16 protein-coding genes, 1 other RNA gene and 1 pseudogene are annotated in these 18,969 nt (G+C 36.8%); 13 read left to right on the top strand and 5 right to left on the bottom strand.

Translation table 11 applies throughout. The annotated features are described in order from the left end of the window. Window positions 1–12: 12 nt before the first annotated feature. Window positions 13–81, bottom strand: a pseudogene (locus ACH3O9_RS18095) (hypothetical protein); the annotation flags it as partial. On the opposite strand from ACH3O9_RS18095, the gene ACH3O9_RS18100 reads away from it, so the two are divergent. The 10 genes from ACH3O9_RS18100 to ACH3O9_RS18145 all read left to right on the top strand — a co-directional run bounded on the left by ACH3O9_RS18100 (window position 72) and on the right by ACH3O9_RS18145 (window position 13,552). Beyond that, the gene (locus tag ACH3O9_RS18100) at window positions 72–2,219 is read left to right on the top strand and encodes a RelA/SpoT family protein (RefSeq protein ID WP_416442789.1); all 2,148 of its coding nucleotides are present in this window, start codon (window positions 72–74) and stop codon (window positions 2,217–2,219) included. The pseudogene ACH3O9_RS18095 and the gene ACH3O9_RS18100 sit on opposite strands and share 10 nt — an antisense overlap. A gap of 22 nt (window positions 2,220–2,241) precedes the next feature. Beyond that, on the top strand, window positions 2,242–2,706 hold the full coding sequence (locus ACH3O9_RS18105; RefSeq protein WP_416442791.1) for a Fur family transcriptional regulator: 465 nt from the start codon (window positions 2,242–2,244) through the stop codon (window positions 2,704–2,706). Between the two features lie 4 nt (window positions 2,707–2,710). Further along, window positions 2,711–3,982, top strand: coding sequence for an adenylosuccinate synthase (locus ACH3O9_RS18110; protein ID WP_416442793.1), 1,272 nt, complete (start codon window positions 2,711–2,713; stop codon window positions 3,980–3,982). A 182-nt stretch (window positions 3,983–4,164) separates the two neighbouring features. Beyond that, window positions 4,165–5,967 (top strand): OstA-like protein, encoded by a 1,803-nt coding sequence (locus tag ACH3O9_RS18115; RefSeq protein WP_416442796.1) that lies wholly within the window; start codon window positions 4,165–4,167, stop codon window positions 5,965–5,967. Next, window positions 5,957–7,147 carry an aspartate aminotransferase family protein gene (locus ACH3O9_RS18120; RefSeq protein ID WP_416442798.1) on the top strand — a complete coding sequence of 397 codons (1,191 nt, stop codon included), beginning with the start codon at window positions 5,957–5,959 and terminating at the stop codon, window positions 7,145–7,147. Before ACH3O9_RS18115 ends, ACH3O9_RS18120 begins: the two co-directional genes overlap by 11 nt. A gap of 113 nt (window positions 7,148–7,260) precedes the next feature. Next, entirely contained in the window at window positions 7,261–8,652 is a 1,392-nt protein-coding gene (locus tag ACH3O9_RS18125; RefSeq protein WP_416442800.1) for a tetratricopeptide repeat protein, read from the top strand. 39 nt (window positions 8,653–8,691) lie between these two features. Next, complete coding sequence (locus ACH3O9_RS18130; protein ID WP_416442802.1) at window positions 8,692–9,672, top strand: DUF368 domain-containing protein; 981 nt, start codon at window positions 8,692–8,694, stop codon at window positions 9,670–9,672. Beyond that, window positions 9,662–10,684, top strand: a complete 1,023-nt coding sequence (locus tag ACH3O9_RS18135) for a DUF368 domain-containing protein (RefSeq protein WP_416442804.1) — start codon at window positions 9,662–9,664, stop codon at window positions 10,682–10,684. Before ACH3O9_RS18130 ends, ACH3O9_RS18135 begins: the two co-directional genes overlap by 11 nt. Continuing rightward, complete coding sequence (locus tag ACH3O9_RS18140) at window positions 10,656–11,405, top strand: shikimate dehydrogenase family protein (RefSeq protein ID WP_416442806.1); 750 nt, start codon at window positions 10,656–10,658, stop codon at window positions 11,403–11,405. The genes ACH3O9_RS18135 and ACH3O9_RS18140 overlap by 29 nt, the downstream gene beginning before the upstream one ends. 86 nt (window positions 11,406–11,491) lie before the next feature. Next, a complete protein-coding gene (locus ACH3O9_RS18145) occupies window positions 11,492–13,552 on the top strand; it encodes a DUF349 domain-containing protein (RefSeq protein ID WP_416442808.1) in 2,061 nt (686 codons plus the stop codon). 159 nt (window positions 13,553–13,711) lie between these two features. Here ACH3O9_RS18145 and kdsB read toward each other — a convergent pair whose 3' ends face one another. Genes kdsB through ACH3O9_RS18160 form a run of 3 tightly spaced genes read right to left on the bottom strand, consistent with a single transcriptional unit; the run spans window position 13,712 to window position 16,488 of the window. Continuing rightward, the gene (gene kdsB, locus ACH3O9_RS18150; RefSeq protein WP_416446726.1) at window positions 13,712–14,434 is read right to left on the bottom strand and encodes a 3-deoxy-manno-octulosonate cytidylyltransferase; all 723 of its coding nucleotides are present in this window, start codon (window positions 14,432–14,434) and stop codon (window positions 13,712–13,714) included. Between the two features lie 44 nt (window positions 14,435–14,478). Then, window positions 14,479–15,051, bottom strand: a complete 573-nt coding sequence (locus tag ACH3O9_RS18155) for a DUF4126 domain-containing protein (RefSeq protein WP_416442810.1) — start codon at window positions 15,049–15,051, stop codon at window positions 14,479–14,481. A gap of 6 nt (window positions 15,052–15,057) precedes the next feature. Then, window positions 15,058–16,488 (bottom strand): ATP-dependent DNA helicase, encoded by a 1,431-nt coding sequence (locus ACH3O9_RS18160; RefSeq protein ID WP_416442812.1) that lies wholly within the window; start codon window positions 16,486–16,488, stop codon window positions 15,058–15,060. A gap of 117 nt (window positions 16,489–16,605) precedes the next feature. Here ACH3O9_RS18160 and ACH3O9_RS18165 point away from each other — a divergent pair, with 117 nt between their 5' ends. Genes ACH3O9_RS18165 through ACH3O9_RS18175 form a run of 3 tightly spaced genes read left to right on the top strand, consistent with a single transcriptional unit; the run spans window position 16,606 to window position 18,593 of the window. Next, window positions 16,606–17,259, top strand: a complete 654-nt coding sequence (locus ACH3O9_RS18165) for a hypothetical protein (RefSeq protein WP_416442814.1) — start codon at window positions 16,606–16,608, stop codon at window positions 17,257–17,259. Beyond that, a complete protein-coding gene (locus tag ACH3O9_RS18170; RefSeq protein ID WP_416442816.1) occupies window positions 17,249–18,034 on the top strand; it encodes a DUF3822 family protein in 786 nt (261 codons plus the stop codon). Before ACH3O9_RS18165 ends, ACH3O9_RS18170 begins: the two co-directional genes overlap by 11 nt. Window positions 18,035–18,038: 4 nt before the next feature. After that, window positions 18,039–18,593: an RsmD family RNA methyltransferase gene (locus tag ACH3O9_RS18175; RefSeq protein ID WP_416442818.1), complete on the top strand. Its 555-nt coding sequence runs from the start codon at window positions 18,039–18,041 to the stop codon at window positions 18,591–18,593. A gap of 21 nt (window positions 18,594–18,614) precedes the next feature. On the opposite strand, the gene rnpB is transcribed toward ACH3O9_RS18175, so the two are convergent. After that, window positions 18,615–18,940: RNase P RNA component class A (gene rnpB, locus ACH3O9_RS18180), an RNA gene on the bottom strand. Window positions 18,941–18,969 lie beyond the last annotated feature (29 nt).

Below are 18,969 nucleotides of genomic sequence, written 5' to 3' on the forward strand. Positions count from 1 at the left end.
TGTATTTTTATTTTATGACAGCAATTGAACTGGAAAAAGAGAACAAAGAGCTAACGCGGCAGTACAAAGAATTGCTGCGCATAAGTTATCGTACGCTTTCTGACGACGATAAGAAAATGATACGCCAAGCTTTTGAGATTGCTGTTGATGCCCACAAAGATCAACGCCGCAAATCTGGCGAAGCATATATTTTTCACCCTTTAGCAGTTGCCCGTATTGTGGCAAGTGAGATTGGGATGGATGCTACTTCTATAGCCGCTGCCTTATTACACGATGTGGTAGAAGATACAAGTTATACACTTGAGGATCTTGAGGGTATGTTTGGCGAGACAGTTGCACGTATTGTAGATGGGCTTACTAAAATATCTAACCTTAAAAAACATCGGGATGTTTCTCTGCAGGCAGAGAATTTTAGAAAGATGTTGCTTACCATAAATGATGATGTACGCGTTATCATTATAAAAATAGCAGACCGTTTGCACAACATGCAAACTATGGATTCTATGCGACAGGATAAGCAGGTGAAGATTGCCAGTGAAACCCTATATATATATGCGCCTCTAGCCCACAGAATTGGTCTCTATAACATAAAAACCGAACTTGAAGATCTTGGTCTAAAATATACTGAGCCAGATGTCTATAACGACATCTCTCATAAGATGAAAGAGACTAAAGAAGAACAAGACCGATATATAGAAGACTTTACTCAGGTTGTTAGAAATTCGTTAGACAGAGAACTTCTTGATTATGAGATTAAAGGAAGACCAAAATCAATTTACAGTATAAATCGTAAAATGCAAAAACAGAATATACCCTTTGATGAGGTATATGATAAATTTGCAATACGTATCATTTACAAGAGTATTCCTGAAAATGAGAAATTCCTGGCCTGGAAGATATACTCAATTGTTACAGATCACTTTAGACCAAATCCCACCCGTTTAAGAGACTGGATTTCATCGCCTAAATCTACGGGTTATGAAGCACTGCATATCACAGTGATGGGTTTACGCGGCCGCTGGGTTGAGGTACAGATACGTTCTGAACGTATGAACGAAATAGCCGAAAAAGGGTATGCCGCTCACTATAAATACAAAGAGGGCGATGAAGGCGATCAAACGATGGATGAGTGGTTAAACAGGTTGCAGGACGCACTTGAAAATCAGGAAACAAATGCCGTTGAGTTTGTAGAACAGTTCAAACTAAACCTTTATAATAAAGAGATTTTTGTATTTACTCCGCAAGGGGATCTTAAATCTTTGCCCAAAGGCGGAACACCGCTCGATTTTGCATTCAGCATACATACAGAAATTGGCTTACATACACGTGGTGCCCGCGTAAATGGTAAACTGGTTCCTTTAAGTCATGAGCTAAAAAGTGGCGATCAGGTCGAAATAATCACCTCAGAGCACGCAAAACCTAACAATAACTGGCTTGATTATGCAACCACAGCACGAGCAAGGGCAAAAATAAAATCTTCGCTTAAAGATGAGAAAAAGGACATTGCAGAAGATGGCAAAGTCATACTAACTCGAAAACTGCGTTCGCAAAAAATCACTCTTGATGAAAAAGTGATCAATGAGATGGTTGTTTATTTTAAGCTTAAAACCAGTTTAGACCTTTTTTATCGCGTTGGTATTGGCACGGTAGATAATAAAATGATCAAAGAGTTTGTGGCATCACGCAGCAATGCTTTTGTAAGTTTTATTAAAAATAAAATACGCAAGCCTACTGTAGCAGAGCACGTAGACAGAGATGAGATAACTCAAAAATATGACCTTCTCGTTTTTGGTAAAGAAGAACAAAAACTTGATTATACGTTGGCTAATTGCTGCAACCCCATTCCTGGTGATAAAGTATTTGGTTTTACAACTGTTTCAGAAGGTATTAAAGTGCATAAGCAAAATTGCCCCAATGCTATTTCGCTGCAAAGCAATTATGCATATAGAATTATTCCTGCAAAATGGATAGATTCATCTTCTCAGGAATTTAAAGCAGATCTTGAACTTACAGGTATAGATAACCTGGGCCTTGTAAATGATGTTACTAAAGAGATCTCAGATCACATGCATGTTAATATGCGTAGCTTACACTTTACTACAAACGATGGTGTCTTTAAAGGAAACATTACCGTAATTGTAAAGAATAAAGAGCATTTGAGAAAACTTATAGAGAACCTTAAAAAAATAAGTGGTATCGATAAAGTCATTAGACTCTAATGGTTACCTTTGCACCCGCATTATGGCAATACGAGCAACTATAAATAAAGATCAGGAAGTCGTTAAAAACGTCTTCACAAAATTTCTTGAAGAGAATGGTCATCGCAAGACACCAGAGCGTTACGCTATTCTTCAGGAGATATATAATCATGACGATCACTTTGATATAGAGTCTTTGTACATAAGTATGAAGAACAAAAATTATAGAGTAAGTCGTGCTACTTTATACAATACTATAGAACTTCTTTTGGGTTGCGGTCTTGTGCGCAAACATCAGTTTGGCCAGAATCAAGCCCAATATGAAAAATCTTATTTTGACAAACAGCACGATCACGTAATTCTTACAGACACGGGGGAAGTAATAGAATTTTGCGACCCGCGTATTCAGTCTATTAAAAAGACCATAGAAGAGGTTTTTAATATTGAGATCAATAAACATTCCCTGTACTTTTACGGTAACCGAAAATCAACCGAAGACAACGCTTAATTAAATGGCAGTAGATTTACTTCTAGGTCTCCAATGGGGAGACGAAGGAAAAGGTAAAATTGTAGACGTTCTTACCAAAGATTATGATATTATAGCACGCTTTCAAGGCGGTCCCAATGCTGGTCACACTCTTGAATTTGATGGTATAAAACACGTTTTACACACAATTCCTTCGGGAATTTTTCATCCCAGCGCAATAAACCTGGTGGGGAACGGGGTTGTGATTGATCCTGTTATCTTTAAAAAGGAACTTGACAATCTTGAGAAATTCAATCTCAATTATCAATCTAAGCTTCTTATTTCAAGAAAAGCTCACTTAATTTTACCTACACATCGTTTGCTTGATGCGGCTTCTGAAGCTTCTAAAGGTAAAGCGAAAATTGGTTCTACTTTAAAAGGTATTGGGCCAACTTATATGGATAAAACCGGTAGAAACGGTATACGTGTAGGCGATCTTGAACTTGAAGACTGGAAAGACAGATATACAACTTTACGCGATAAGCATATTGCAATGATCGATTTTTACGACGCTAAGATCGAGTACAATCTGGATGAGCTGGAAAATGAATTCTTTAAAGCTGTAAAGGTTTTAAAATCATTAACTTTTATTGATTCTGAAGAATATTTATATCAGGCGCAAAAGGCCGGAAAATCTATTTTAGCAGAAGGTGCACAAGGATCATTATTAGACATTGACTTTGGTACTTATCCTTTTGTAACATCATCTAACACAACTGCGGCTGGTGCTTGTACAGGTCTTGGTGTGGCTCCCGGAAATATAGGTGAGGTTTTTGGTATTTTTAAGGCTTACACAACACGTGTAGGTTCTGGCCCATTCCCTACTGAGCTTTTCGATGAAGCCGGTGAGACCATGGGTCGCGTAGGTAATGAATTTGGTGCCACTACCGGTCGTCCTCGTCGTTGTGGCTGGTTAGACCTTGTAGCTCTTAAATATGCTGTGCGTGTTAATGGCGTTACCCAATTAATGATGATGAAGGGTGATGTGCTTTCAGGTTTTGAAACTATTCAGGTTTGTACTTCGTATAAATATAAAGGCGAAGTTATTGATCACTTGCCATACAATATCGAGCCAGAAAATGTAGAGCCAATTTACACTGAGCTAAAAGGCTGGAAAGAAGATCTAACAAAGATGAATAAAGATGCTCAACTTCCTAAAGAACTCAATGACTACATTGATTATCTGGAAAAGGAATTAGAAACACCTATTAAGATCGTTTCTGTAGGGCCAGATAGAACTCAGACAATTCACAGATAGAATTTAATGACATATCTTATATCAATGGCCGATAAAACTATCGGTCATTTTTATGATTAGACATTTCAGATTTCATTTTATAGAAAGAAATAATTTTCGCGAAAGCAGAACAACTTTTATCCGGAGTATCGAGTAAATACTTAAGCGCTGATTTTTTCGTTATTTTTACATCAAAATATACTATGCCCCACTTGTGTAAATCTTTATTGATTGTACTCGTACTAATCTTTTCATCTCATATTTTTGCTCAACAAGGCAAAGAAATAGATATAACTTCAGACGTTTCCCGTCTTGATGAAGAGAACTATCCCGGTGCTTTTATTATGTATAAAGCAGACAAGCAGGTCTACATCGTGCATGAAGGTATCGAGATGTGGTGTGATCTTGCATTTCATTATAAGGCAGACAACTTTGTTAGAGCTATTGGTCATGTAAGAATGAATCAGGGTGACACAATAACGATGACCAGTAGATATGCAGAATACAACGGTAATACGCAATTTGCGTATGCTGCCGGTCAGGTAAATTTAAAAAGCCCTACAGCAACACTCAGCACAGATACTCTTTATTTTAATAGAATTAGCCAGCAGGCATACTACAGAACCGGGGGAACTTTAAGAGATACCGCCAGCACTATAACCAGTAAAATAGGACGCTATTTTCTTGAGCAGGATAAATATTCATTTCTGCAAGATGTTGTTGTAACAAATCCCGAATATGTAATTAATAGCGAGCAACTTGATTTTTATTCAGAATTAGGTCATGCTTATCTCTACGGCCCTTCAACGATCACTGGTGAAAACAGCAAGGTTTATTGTGAACGTGGTTTTTATGATACGCGAAATGATAACGGTTATTTCGTTAAAAATTCTAAAATAGACTATGACAATCGCACCGTCTACGGCGATAGTTTATATTACAACAGGGCAAATAGTTTTGCTTCTGCTACTAATAATATAAAAGTGATCGACACTGCAAATAACAGTGTGATAAAGGGTCATTATGCAGAGGTTTTTAGAGAAAAAGACTCGGTTTTTATCACACAGCGGGCAGTCGCTATAACGGTTCAGGATAACGATTCTATTTACATTCACGGTGACAGACTTGTTGTTACAGGAAAACCAGAGAATCGCATTGTACGTGGTTATTACAACGTGAGATTATTTAAAAGTGATATGAGTGGCAAAAGCGATTCTATCCATATCAATCAAAAAACCGGTCTCACACAAATGATAGGCAGGCCTGTCATGTGGAGCGGTTTAAGTCAAATGACTGGTGATACGCTTCATTTAAAAACAAATACCGAAACAGAAAAGTTAGATTCTTTAAAGGTTTTTAATAATGCTTTCATTGTACAGCAGGACACCATCCCCCTATTTAACAGAGAAGAATTGGGTTATAATCAGATTAAAGGTGATGTTCTCTACGGGACTTTTAAAAATAATGAACTCAGCCAGCTTGATATTATTAAAAATGCCGAAAGTATAAATTACTTACGCTCAGAAATTGGCGAACTGCAGGGCATCGAGAAAAGTAAATCAGCATCAATAAGAGCAATTCTGGAGAATGATAGTATAGTTGAAATATATAAATTCAAACAGTTTGAAGGCAAAATGTATCCGCTTTCTATGTTTCCTGTAGAAGAAAGTAAATACCCCGGCTTGGTTTGGCGCGGTGATGAACGTTTAATAACGAAAGAAGATATATTTAAAGATGAACCGCCGTTTGAGCTTGCTAAGATCGAGGGCATCCCGCTACCGCAAATAGAAGAAGACTTTTTTGACGACAGCATCCCTGAGGAAGAACTGAATATACCTGACGCATCTAATTTAAAACCGGAAGATTTTAGGAATCGAGAAGAAGATGCACCTACAATGGGAATTCCCGTAAACGAGAAAGCAACAATTAAAAACGACTCAATACCTCCTAAAAACAAACTAAAATCGGTTAAAAAGCTCAAAAACCAGACTGATAATGAAAGCTGATTTTCTAAAATACCAGGCACAAACAACCACACATCCTTTAGCAATGGAAGTTTCTCATGCCAAGGGTTCTTATATTTACGATACTTCTGGCAAAAAATATTTAGATTTTGTAGCGGGAGTGTCAGCATGTACATTGGGACACAGTCATCCTAAAATTGTAGATGCTATTATAAAACAGACAGAGAAGTATTTGCATGTTATGGTTTATGGGGAGTATGCGCAAGATCCTGCGGTACAATTAACGAGGCAGTTAGCTAAGGCCTTGCCAGATCCTCTAGAGCAAACTTATCTTGTAAACAGCGGTACAGAAGCAATAGACGGTGCTTTAAAATTGGCGAGAAGAGCAACTGGTCGTAGCCAGATTATTGCAGCAAGAAATGCGTATCATGGCAATACATACGGTGCTCTAAGTCTAATGAGCTTTGAAGAGCGCGTGAAGCCCTTTAGACCTGTAATAGGAGATGTAGATTTTATTGAGTTTAATGATATTTCCGCTTTAAGCGAAATAACAGAAAGAACGGCGGCGGTTATTTTAGAAACCATACAAGGTGGTGCAGGCTTTATTCTTCCTGAAAATGATTATTTAAAAAAAGTAAAACAACGCTGTAAAGAAGTAGGCGCACTTTTGATTTTAGACGAAATACAACCGGGTTTTGGTCGCACAGGGAAGCTTTTTGGCTTCATGAACTATGATGTTATTCCTGATATTCTGGTTATGGGAAAAGGTATGGGAGGCGGTATGCCCATTGGTGCTTTTACAGCGTCAAAGGGCGTCATGTCCCTGTTATCAGATAACCCAAAATTGGGTCACATAACAACTTTTGGTGGTCATCCTGTCATTGCGTCAGCTGCATTAGCTACATTTAACGAGTTGATGAACACTAATTTAATTGAGCAAACACTGGTTAAAGAGCGGCTCGTAAGAAAGTTGTTAAAACACGACTTAATACTTGAAATAAGAGGTAAGGGATTAATGCTTGCGGCTATGACACCTTCTGATGATATTACCACTAAAGCAATACTGGCCTGCCAGGAAGCAGGACTTATTCTTTTCTGGTTACTTTTTGAAGGTAAAGCAATACGCATTACACCACCGCTTACAATTAGTGAAAATGAACTTGAAGAAGGCTGTAAAAAACTGATTATGGTACTTGATAGAATTGCAGCCGGCGAACTATAATCGCGTTTGGGCTTAATTGTTGATTACTTTGTTAACAACAATATGAAGGTAACAGTCCCTGGCCTGCTATCCTTTTTAAATTTATAAAGGCAGAAATTATAAATATAGCGTGTATGAAATTCAGTCACGAAGAAGAAAATTTCCCGCTCACCCGTTTTGAATCTATGTTAAAGACAAATAATGTTCTTTTCTTTGATTCGGGTGAATTTGAAAACATTGTGAACCACTACTTAGAAAACGGTAAAATAGCTCTAGCTAAAAAAGCCGTGAAACTAGGTCTTGATCAACACCCTTCATCAAGTAATCTTCAACTTTTTAGAATCGAGATTCTCATTTTTGAGAATAAGCTTACAGAAGCAGATCGTTTATTAAATGATTTGTACCTGCTTGAGCCTAACAATGAAGAGGTTTACATTCAAAAGGCAAATATTTATTCAAAACAAGACGACCACAAAAAAGCGGTCGAGCTTCTTGAGAATGCATTAGAGTTAACCGAAGATGATGCAGATATCTATTCCTTAATTGGCATGGAGTATCTGTTTATGGAAGACTTTCAGAATGCCAAGTTTAACTTTATGAAATGTCTTGAGGTTGACGATGAAGACTACTCGGCATTATACAATGTCATTTACTGTTTTGATTTTCTTGAGCAGCATCAGGAAGCTATAGATTATCTCAACATGTTCTTAGATAGCAACCCGTATTGCGAGGTTGCATGGCACCAGATAGGTAAGCAGTATTTTGACCTGAAACAATATGACAAAGCCTTAGCAGCTTTTGATTTTGCTATTATAAGCGATGACACATTTATAGGTGCTTACTTTGAAAAAGGAAAAGTACTTGAGAAAATGGGCAAGTACAATGAAGCTATTGAGAATTATCAAATCACACTAGAGCTTGATGATCCTACTTCGTTTGCCTATTTAAGAATGGGTAAATGCTATCAAAAACTGCATTGTGATGATCTTGCCTTAAAATATTTCTTAAAGACCGTTCATGAAGATCCTCTTCTGGATAAAGGCTGGATTGCTATAACAGATTTTCATATTAAGAAATTAGACTTTCAGAATGCCCTTTATTACATCAATAAAGCTATAAATATAGACGGTGACAACGTGCTTTACTGGAAGCGATATGCCAAGATAAACGATCGTCTCAAATTTTATGAAGAAGCAGAAAGAGGCTATCGCAGAACATTAGAACTTGGTAATTATGAGCAGGATACCTGGTTAACACGCTGTGACATACTTGTTGCTTTAGGCGAATATGAAGGCGCTATTCAAAACCTATTTCAGGCGATAGAATTTTATCCCGAATCTCCTGAAATTGAATTTAGACTTGCCGGACTTTATTTTACGCTGGCAGAAGATACAAAAGGTCATTTTCATCTGGAAAACGCACTGCGTCTGGAACCGGGTTATGATATCATTCTTGAAGAATTATTTCCGAATGCGTATGCTAAGAAATCTGTGCTTGAAAAGATAAAGCAAGCTAAAGAATCTTAATTGCTTTTCTTACATTTGAGGGATCTATAAACAACCCTTATGCCAGAAAAACGTACGCCGCTGCAATACGCTTTAATAACTTTTAAAGGTCTTGCTATGGGCGCCGCAGATGTAGTTCCCGGGGTTTCTGGAGGAACAATTGCTTTTATTGCGGGCATTTATGAAGAGCTTATAAGTACAATTGATAAGCTTGATATTGGTTTTTTTAAAGTTTGGAAAAACAGCGGTTTTAAGACTGCTTTTAGAACTTATAATCTGGGTTTTTTGCTGGCTCTTTTTGGCGGTGTTGGTATTAGTATTTTGTCACTTGCAAAGCTTATAACTTTTCTGTTAAAAGAACATCCCTTATTACTTTGGGCATTTTTTTTTGGTTTAATTATCGCCAGTATACTTTACATCGGCAATCAAATAACTAAATGGAATGCCGGTGTTTTTATGGCAGGAATTATAGGTATAGCTATTTCGTATTACATTACGATTGCAGAACCCGTACAATCTCCTACCAGTTATATTTTTATTTTTCTTTCTGGCTTTGTTGCCATTATAGCCATGATATTGCCGGGTATTTCGGGATCCTTCATTTTACTATTGTTGGGTTCTTATGCAGTAGTTCTTGGTACAGTAAAAAACTTTGTTGATAGTTTATTACACTGGGATTTTGAAATTTTTAAAGAGTCATTAATAAAACTTCTACTTTTCTTATTGGGCTGCATTGTTGGGCTAAAAGTCTTTTCTAAAGCGCTTACCTATTTATTCAAAAATTATCAAAATCTTACTCTCGCCCTCCTCACAGGTTTTATGATAGGAGCTCTTAATAAAGTTTGGCCATGGAAGGAGATATTATCATTTCGTACAGATAGCCATGGTGAACAAGTGCCGCTTCTTGAAAAGAGTATTTTACCAGGTAACTTTGATGGTGATCCTAAAATAACCCTGGTGATCATTCTGGCTATCATAGGTTTTTTAACAATCTTTCTTTTAGAGAAATTTGCAAAGAGTAGAGAGAAGCATGCAAACTGATACACGCTCATTTACAGATAAAGTCTGGCTTGTACTTAAGGGGCTCGCCATGGGTGCTGCCAATAAGGTTCCTGGCGTATCTGGTGGTGTTGTGGCCTATGTTGTGGGTTTTTATGAAGAATTTATTTATTCGCTTCAAAAAGTAAATGGTAAAGCATTTAGACTGCTAATAAACGGGAGATTTAGAAGTTTTGTGCAATACATAAACGGAAGATTTCTGGGATTACTAATGCTGGGCATGGTTATAAGTTATTTTAGTGTTTCTAAAATTCTTGATGTTGCTATAGATACTTACCCACTGTTTGTCTGGAGCGCATTTTTCGGGATGATAATAGGCAGTATTTACTACATAGCTAAGGATTTTGAAGAATGGACCCGCCCTAATATAATCATTCTAATACTGGGTGTGGTTGCCGGGGTAGCTATAAGCCTGCTTAAACCAGCAACTCAAAATGATAATTTAGTATTTGTATTCTTTTGTGGAATAATAGGAGTTTCCGGGATGACATTACCGGGATTATCAGGATCGTTTATTCTTATACTTTTAGGCAATTACGTTCTGCTCTTAGTAGATTCTGTAAATGCTTTATATGATACAATTGCAGATATAGTAAGCTTAGACTTCTCATTTCTACAGAGTGCGCCGAGAGTAAGACTTCTTAAAGTTATGACTGTTTTTACGCTGGGCTCTGTAACCGGTCTGGTGACTTTATCTAACTTTTTAGGTTACCTCTTAAAACATTACCGTAGTCGCACAAATGCGGCTATCATTGGTTTTATCACAGGATCGCTAGGCGTTGTCTGGCCCTGGAAAGAACCTGTATTTGAACTTGATAATTTAGGAAATATAAAATACGATCGCGTGGGCGATCCTATTTTACAGAACTACAATCGTTTTTGGCCGCACGAGTTTTCAGCCGAAAATATAACCGCCATTATTTTTATAGCTATCGGTATTTTCATCGTTGTAGCTTTAGGAAAATATGGAGAAAAAACACGACAGTATGCATAAATATGGCCTTATAGGAAAAAACATTGATTATTCATTTTCAAAAAATTACTTCTCAGAAAAATTTAATGACGAGAAGATTGAAGCAACCTATGAAAATTTTGACTGCGCAACATTTAAGGATGTGAGTCACCTGCTTTCTAAGAAGGTTGAGTGTTCGGGTTTTAATGTAACAATTCCATATAAGCAGTCTATTATATCTCTTATGAGTGAGATGAATAAGCATGCTGAGGTTATTGGCGCTGTAAATACAGTTAAACGTATGCCTAACGGCAGGTTAAAAGGCTTTAATACAGATCATATTGGCTTTATAGAATCTATTAAACCTTATCTCACAAAAGATCATAAAAGTGCTCTTATATTAGGCACAGGTGGTTCTTCTAAAGCAATAGCTTACGCGCTTGAGCGCAGGGATATTTCGTTTAAGTACGTTTCACGTAAACCTACAGCAGATCAACTTGGTTATCAGGATATAAACGGCGCTCTTCTTGCACAATATACGATCATTATCAATTGTACACCTGTAGGTACTCATCCTAACGTAAAAGAAGCGCCAAAGCTTCCTTACAGACTTATAAACAGTCAACATTTGTTGTATGATCTGGTTTATAATCCGGCTGAAACTCAGTTTTTGAAAAACGGAAAAGAGCATGGTGCGCAGACAGTCAATGGGCTCGAAATGCTTAAATTACAGGCAGAAGCTGCTTGGCGCATCTGGAATTAACAGCTTATCAACAGTATAGGTCACTTGTTATTTACACAGTTAGTAGTATCTTTAACATTGAAATAAAGATCCTAAGATTGAGAGAAATGTCTGAAGAAAAGAAAGTACAACCAGGAGAAATGAAGCAGGACGATGCGATAGAAAAAGCTCTTATGGAAGAAGCAAACAAAACAGAATTGCCTACTGCAGAAAATATTGATAGTGAGATTGATCAGGAAGAAGATATAATTCAGGATGAACTGGTAACAGAGTCTATAAATGTTATTCAATCTGCTAAGGAACTTCCTGCGCAGGAAAATGATGATGATCATGGGGAATTTGAAGAAGATGACCATGAGGAAGATGAAGTTAATCATGATGATATTGACGAGGCGCTCAATGAGCACTCAGAAGATGAGAGCACTGCAGAGCGACACGATATTCCTAAAAAAGATTATGACAAACTCTCAAAAGAGAATTTGATAAAAGAGTTTAGATATCTTCTTAAAAACCACAAGATACAAGCGATTAAGGAACATGTTGACGAGATACGCGCTGCTTTTATTTCTCAATTTGAAGAAGAACAAGAAGAGGTAAAAGAAAAATTTCTTGAAGAAGGAGGTAATATTATCGACTTCAGATATTATAGTCCGTTAAAGAAGGAATTCAATACACTCTATTTTGAATACCGTGAAAAACGAAATAATTACTATAGAAATCTTAAGAAAGACCTTAATGCAAATCTTGACACACGCAATGCGCTAATAGAAGAGCTTAAGAATCTTAAAGACGAGCTGGGTGGTGAAGATAGTATCAATACCACTTTTGACAAGTTTAAAGATATACAGGAGCGCTGGCGTAATGCCGGTAATATTCCGCGTGACAGATACAATATGGTGTGGAATAATTACCACCACCATGTTGAGAACTTCTATGATTTTCTGCATTTAAACAGAGAGTTTAGAGACAAAGACTTTAAAAGCAACCTCGATAAGAAACTTAAACTTATTGAGCAGGCAGAAGAATTATCTAAAGAAAAAGATGTCAATCGTTCTTTTAGAGAATTACAGATGCTTCATAAAATCTGGAAAGAAGAAATAGGTCCTGTTGCTCGTGAATATCGCGAAGAGATCTGGGAAAAATTTAGTGCTGCGACAAAAAAAATACACGAGGCCAGACAAGATTATTTCAAAAACATAGACAAGATCTATGAAGAAAATCTAAAGCAAAAGCAGGAAGTTATTCAAAAAATAGAAGATATTTCTGCTACTCCCGGCAATTCTCACAATGCGTGGCAAAACCAGATGAAACAGGTTGAAGCGCTAAGAGATTCCTTTTTTGAAATAGGTCGTGTACCGCGAAAAGAAAATGAAGCAACCTGGAAAGCTTTTAAAAAAGCTACCCGTGTTTTTAACAGGAATAAGAATGCCTTTTATAAAGATCAAAAAAAGGAACAGTATACCAATTTAAATAAGAAGCTTGAGCTTATTAAAATTGCTGAAGATAATAAGGATAATGAAGATAAAGAGGCAACAACAGCCCTGATGAAAAAGATCCAGAATGACTGGAAAAAGATAGGTCACGTACCTCGTAAAGACAGTGATAAAATCTGGAAACGCTTTAAGAATGCGTGTAACCACTACTTTGATTCACTTCATGCAGCTAAAAACGAAGTTCTTCAGGAAGAAAAAGAAAATCTTAAGTTGAAACAAGAGGTTTTAAATAAGATTAACGATTTTAAAATAACAGATTCTTCTGAAGAGGATTTAAAAGCTATCAAGACCATTATTAAAGAATGGAAAGAAATAGGTCGCGTTCCTTATTCTAAAAAGAATATAGAGCAGGATTTTAATAAAGTTCTTGATGGTCTCTTTAAAAAATTAGATCTGGGCAGAAAAGAATCTGAGCTTATAAAATATGACAATCGTGTAGCTGCAATAGCAGATCAGGATGATGACAGACAGCTAAATAAAGAAAGATATTTCATTACTAAGAAGATTGACGAAGTAAAAGCAGAGATTTTTCAGCTTGAGAATAATCTGGGTTTCTTTCAGCATGTTTCAGATGACAATCCTATGGTAAAAGAGGTTCACAAGAACATCGCAGATCATAAAAAAACACTTGAGATCTGGAAAGCCAAACTAAAAAAACTCAAAACTCTTTATTAGAAAATTTCGTTCTAAACCAAAATACTTAACACAAAAAACCCGCTATTAATATCGGGTTTTTTTAGTTGATTTTTAGTCTTATTACACCGATTTTCTGTCTAAAAAAGCAGGTTTTTAAAGCTGAAAATCGGCTTTTTTTAATGAAAAACTGACTGGTATTTAACTTTGATCACGGTAATATTTAAGCGCTTTTTCTAGATCTTCCGGCGTATCAATGCCTATTGCCGGCGAATTAGACTCTACCATTTTAATTCGTTTTCCGTATTCTAAGTAGCGTATGGCTTCTATTTTTTCAGAAGCTTCAAGATTGCGCATTGGTAGGTTATAAAAGTCAAGAACTGCTTGTTTTCTAAATGCATAAATACCCTTATGCTTGTGATAAATAGCACCCACTTCTTTATCTCTGGGATACGGTATGGGAGAACGTGAAAAATAGAGCGCATAATTATTTTGATCTACTATTACTTTCACATTATTGGGATTTTGTACCTCTTCCCAATCGTCAATAACAGTCATTATTGATGCAAGATCAATTTCTGCAGCGTCATTTTCATAAAAAACATTGAGAACATTTGCCATATCTGCTGCATTGGTAAAAGGTTCATCTCCTTGCACATTCACAACAATATCAATATCGAGATGCTCAACCGCCTCTGCTATGCGATCACTCCCACAGCTATGTTCTTTAATGCTCATAATGGCATTACCACCAGCTTTAGTAATTGTGTCAAAAATTATAGAACTATCTGTAACCACATAAACATCATCAAAAAGTTTAGTTTCTACAGCAGCTTCATAAGTTCTTAAAATAACAGGTTTACCTGCCAGATCTTTCATTAATTTACCCGGAAAACGCGAAGCTTCATAGCGCGCCGGTATCATTGCAATGACTTTTAACTTTGAATTGTTCACTAACTAAGAGAATTTTAAATCTTTCGCTTTCTGTTCTTTAGCCGCTTATAAAATTTGTGAATTCCAAATAATATAAAAACCGCCAGAATTACGGCAAGAATAGGGATAAATATTGAAATTATAGACATCACCACAGAAACACCGGTTTCTACAGTTGAGACAACTGGGTTGGCTAAACCGCCTGTTGTAACGGTAGATGCAGCACGAGTCGCAGACGTTGTTCCTGCAACAATGGCAGCAGTGCCGCCACCGGCAATAATTGCAAGCGACCAGGTAATCAACGGTTGCACATCACCTAAAGTAGCCAGCATAACTGCTGTGCCCGCTATACCTGCCAGTGGCACAGCTATAGTATCAAGCAAATTATCTACCCAGGGAATATAATATCCCAGTATCTCTACTACAGTTGCAGTGGCAAGCAAGACCAGTGCAGGTATACTTCCCACCCATTGCCGGCCTTCCTGTAAAGGAATTATATCATAATATGTACAAATGCTTAAAATTAGCAATGGTAAGAAAACTCTAAAGCCTACTGCCGTTGCAAGACCAACACCCAAAAATATACTTATGATGAGGTTTAATTCCATAAAAGCTTATTCTATGAACATATCATTTTTAAAACCTATAAGATATAGTTTTTTTCTGGCGCGGGTAACAGCGGTGTACAACCAGCGCAGGTAATCTTTATCCATGCCATTGGGCAGGTAAGGCTGCTCTACAAAAATTGTTTCCCATTGCCCGCCTTGTGACTTGTGGCAGGTTATTGCATAGGAAAATTTGACCTGTAAAGCGTTAAAGAATTTGTTCTCCTTTACTTTTAGAAATTTCTTATACTTAGAGCGTTCATCTGCATAATCTTTCATTACCTCCTGATACAATTTATTTCCTTCTTCGTAAGAAAGAGAAGGTGTTTCTGTGGTTAGCGTATCAAGAATAAGCACCGTATCAAATGGCTTTAGATTGGGATAATCTGTCATTTGTATTTTTACTTCTGCAAAGCGAAAACCATACAGTTCTTTGATACTATAAATTTCAAGAATTTCAATAATATCACCATTGGCTATAAATCCTGCTTCACTATCTGTATCAAGCCAATAATAATTGTTTTTTACAACCATAAGAAAGTCACCGGCACTTACCTCCTCTTCTTTAAATAAAATACGACCTCTAATCTGCTGATTATAGAGATTAGCTCTTTTATTAGACCGAACGATGAAAGCCGTGCCCTCATTACCGTATTCTGAATATGAATCATTTATCGCATCTAATATCTCATGCCCATCTATAAGGCGTTCTACATCAACCTGCTCATGCAAATCAAATTTAAAATCCTCGTAAAGCTCATCGTTAAGAAAATCACGTATTCTGGTAGCATTTCGCAGGATACCGCTACTTTCAGCCTGCCGCATAACTTCGTCAAGTTCGATATCTGTCACCTCTTTGTTATACTGCATTTCTAATACTCTGGAATCAAGAGCCGGACTTAGATCCATCTTTACCGGTGGCAACTGTGCATTATCACCTATAAGAAGTAATTTACATTTATGACCGGTATACACATATTGCATAAGATCGTCGAGCAGTGATCCATTTTCAAAAAGTTTAGATTCTGATACAGAATCTGAGATCATTGAAGCTTCATCTACTATAAATAGTGTATTGCGGTGTTTGTTTCTCTGTAAAGTAAACGAGACCCCACCCCCGCTCTGCTTTTTAGGATAGTATATTTTACGATGTATGGTCTGCGCGGGAGTATTGCTGTAACTGCTTATAACTTTTGCAGCTCTACCGGTAGGAGCAAGCTGCACAGAAGACATTTTAATCTTCCACAAGTTCTTAACGACCGTCCCTATGACTGTAGTTTTACCTGTTCCTGCATAACCTTTTAATAAAAAAATTGTATTATTATCTGGCGACAAGACAAAAGCACTTAATTGTTGTAAGAGTATATCTTGTTTACTAGTAAGGTTATGAGGAAAATCCTGTTGTAGTATTTTATAAAAATCATGCTCGTCAAGCTTCATACATCCCTTTTCTGGTGGGTAAAGATAGTAATGAATTTTAGGGAATATTCTTTAACGATTAAAAAAAAATTGTAGATTTGCCTATAACCTGTATTAATTTATAAAACCAAATATCGAATGAAATTTGTTATTCAAGTAGCGCTCTGGATTGTTATTGGAGTATTAGGGTACCTGGTATTCAACTCTGTTTACGGTGAAGTAAAATTCAATGAGCTTAAGGTAGTACGCTATCAAAAGGCAATTGAGAAACTTAAAGACATCCGTTCTTCTCAACTTGCCTATAAGCAGGTTACCGGGAAATTTGCTAAGAATTTTGATGATTTAGTTCGTTTTATTGACACAGCAGAATTTACATTAACTGCACGTCGTGATACTTTGGTTCTTGATGAAGAACAAACTCGTGCATATGGTGTTGATACCATGAAAGAAGAAACAATCATTGATACTTTAGGGTATGCTTCAATTAAAGATTCTCTTTTTGGAAACACAGATCGTTACAAAACAATGATGAAAGTACCGGTAAAAGGTATTGACGCTAATTTTGAAATGGATGCTGGTACAGTATCTAAAAACGATATAAACATTCCTGTTTTTGAAGCTAAAGTTGCTAAAGATGTTTTACTTCATGATCAACCTAAAGACTTTATAAGCAAAGAAAAACAAGTTATTTCTGTAGATGGTGTTAACGGTGCTTATCTATCTGTAGGTTCAATGACAGATGTTAAAACAGGCGGTAACTGGCCTCAGAGTTACGGTGATAATGAAGATTAATCTAGAAGAAAATTCTAATTATAATAAACTATCCATCCAAGTAAGCTTGGATGGATTTTCATTTTATGCAAATAATAAAGAGCGCGCAATAGAACCTCCTAAGGGTTATATTTCTTTTAAAGAAAAGCACTCCCCGGTAAGCGCACTTGAAGAAATATCGGTTTTTTTTAATGAAAATCCGCTTTTTGAGGCTAAATATCAGGATGTAGAAGTCGTTTATAGTAATGAACTTTACACCGTTGTACCCGCTTCCCTTTTTGATAAAGATAACCTGACTGAGTATTTAAAATATAATGTCAAACTGCTGCAAACTGATTTTATAGCTTATGATGAACTAGAAGCTCATGAACTTGTAAATATTTATATCCCGTATACAAATATCAATAACTACTTCTTTGAGCGTTTTGGCAGTTTTACATACAACCACAGCGCTTCAGTCTTAATAGATAGAGTACTCAACTCATCTACAGAGTTATCAGAACCCAAATTAACCGCTCATTTTAATGAATCAACATTTGATCTGGTAATAGCAAAAGGGAAAAAATTACTCCTCTCAAATACATTTGCCTATCACAAACCGGAAGATGTTTTGTATTATATTCTTTTTTGCATAGAGCAATTTTCGCTTGATGCAGATAAAAACATGTTACATGTGGCAGGAAATATCACTCAGGAAGATGAGAAATTTGCACTGCTGTACAAATACATCCGTCATATAAAAATAGAAGAACGTGCTAATGTTTTTACGCACAACTCATTTCTAATAACAACCTAAATATATGAGAATCGTAAGTGGCTATCATAAAGGAAGACGCATAACCGCACCTAAAAAGCTTCCTGTAAGACCAACTACAGACATGGCAAAAGAGTCACTGTTTAATATCTTACGCAACAGTTTTACCTTTAGCCGTGTAAAAGTACTTGACCTTTTTGCCGGTACCGGTAACATAAGCTACGAGTTTGCTTCTCGCGGAAGCGAAAGTATAACCGCTGTTGATGAAAATATAGGTTGTGTACGTTTTATAGAAAAAACAGCAGAAGAGCTTGACATGCCAATTACAGTTGTAAAGGCAGATGTGTTTAAATTTTTAGATCGTGCTCCCGGTAAGTATGATATTGTATTTGCAGATCCTCCTTACAATCTTGAGCAATCTCAATTTTTAGCACTGGCAGACAAAGTCATCGATAACGAAATTCTTTTAGAAAAAGGACTTTTAGTGATCGAGCATAGTAAGTTGATGTCACTTGAAGAAAATCCTAATTTTATAGAAAGCCGCAATTACGGCAGTAGTGCTTTTAGTATCTTCAAAAATCCAGAGAAGACGGAAGATTAAAAGTCAATTCTAGGCAAATTAAAAAAAAGCAGGCCTATAAGCCGGATTCTGTTTTCGCCTAAGCGAAACCTTATCATTTATCTGGATGCACGGTTACCCGTACATTCTATCTGCCTACCCTCCGGCAACGTGCGGGAACACTTAAATGCCGGTATACATGGCATTGCACCGCATAGAGTTTACCTGATTTCACTACAGCATTACCTGTACATCCTTTCTGCTGCACTTGTCCTATCTCAAATAAATTTGAGACGACGGCCGTTAGCCGCTATGCTTCCCTATGGTGTCCGGACTTTCCTCCTCATACTGAAACAAGTTCAGCACAACGCGATAAGGCGGCCTGCTTGCAGCAAAAATACACTTTTAGATTCAGCAA

It is taken from the genome of Leeuwenhoekiella sp. A16 (assembly GCF_047946675.1).
Lineage (GTDB): Bacteria > Bacteroidota > Bacteroidia > Flavobacteriales > Flavobacteriaceae > Leeuwenhoekiella.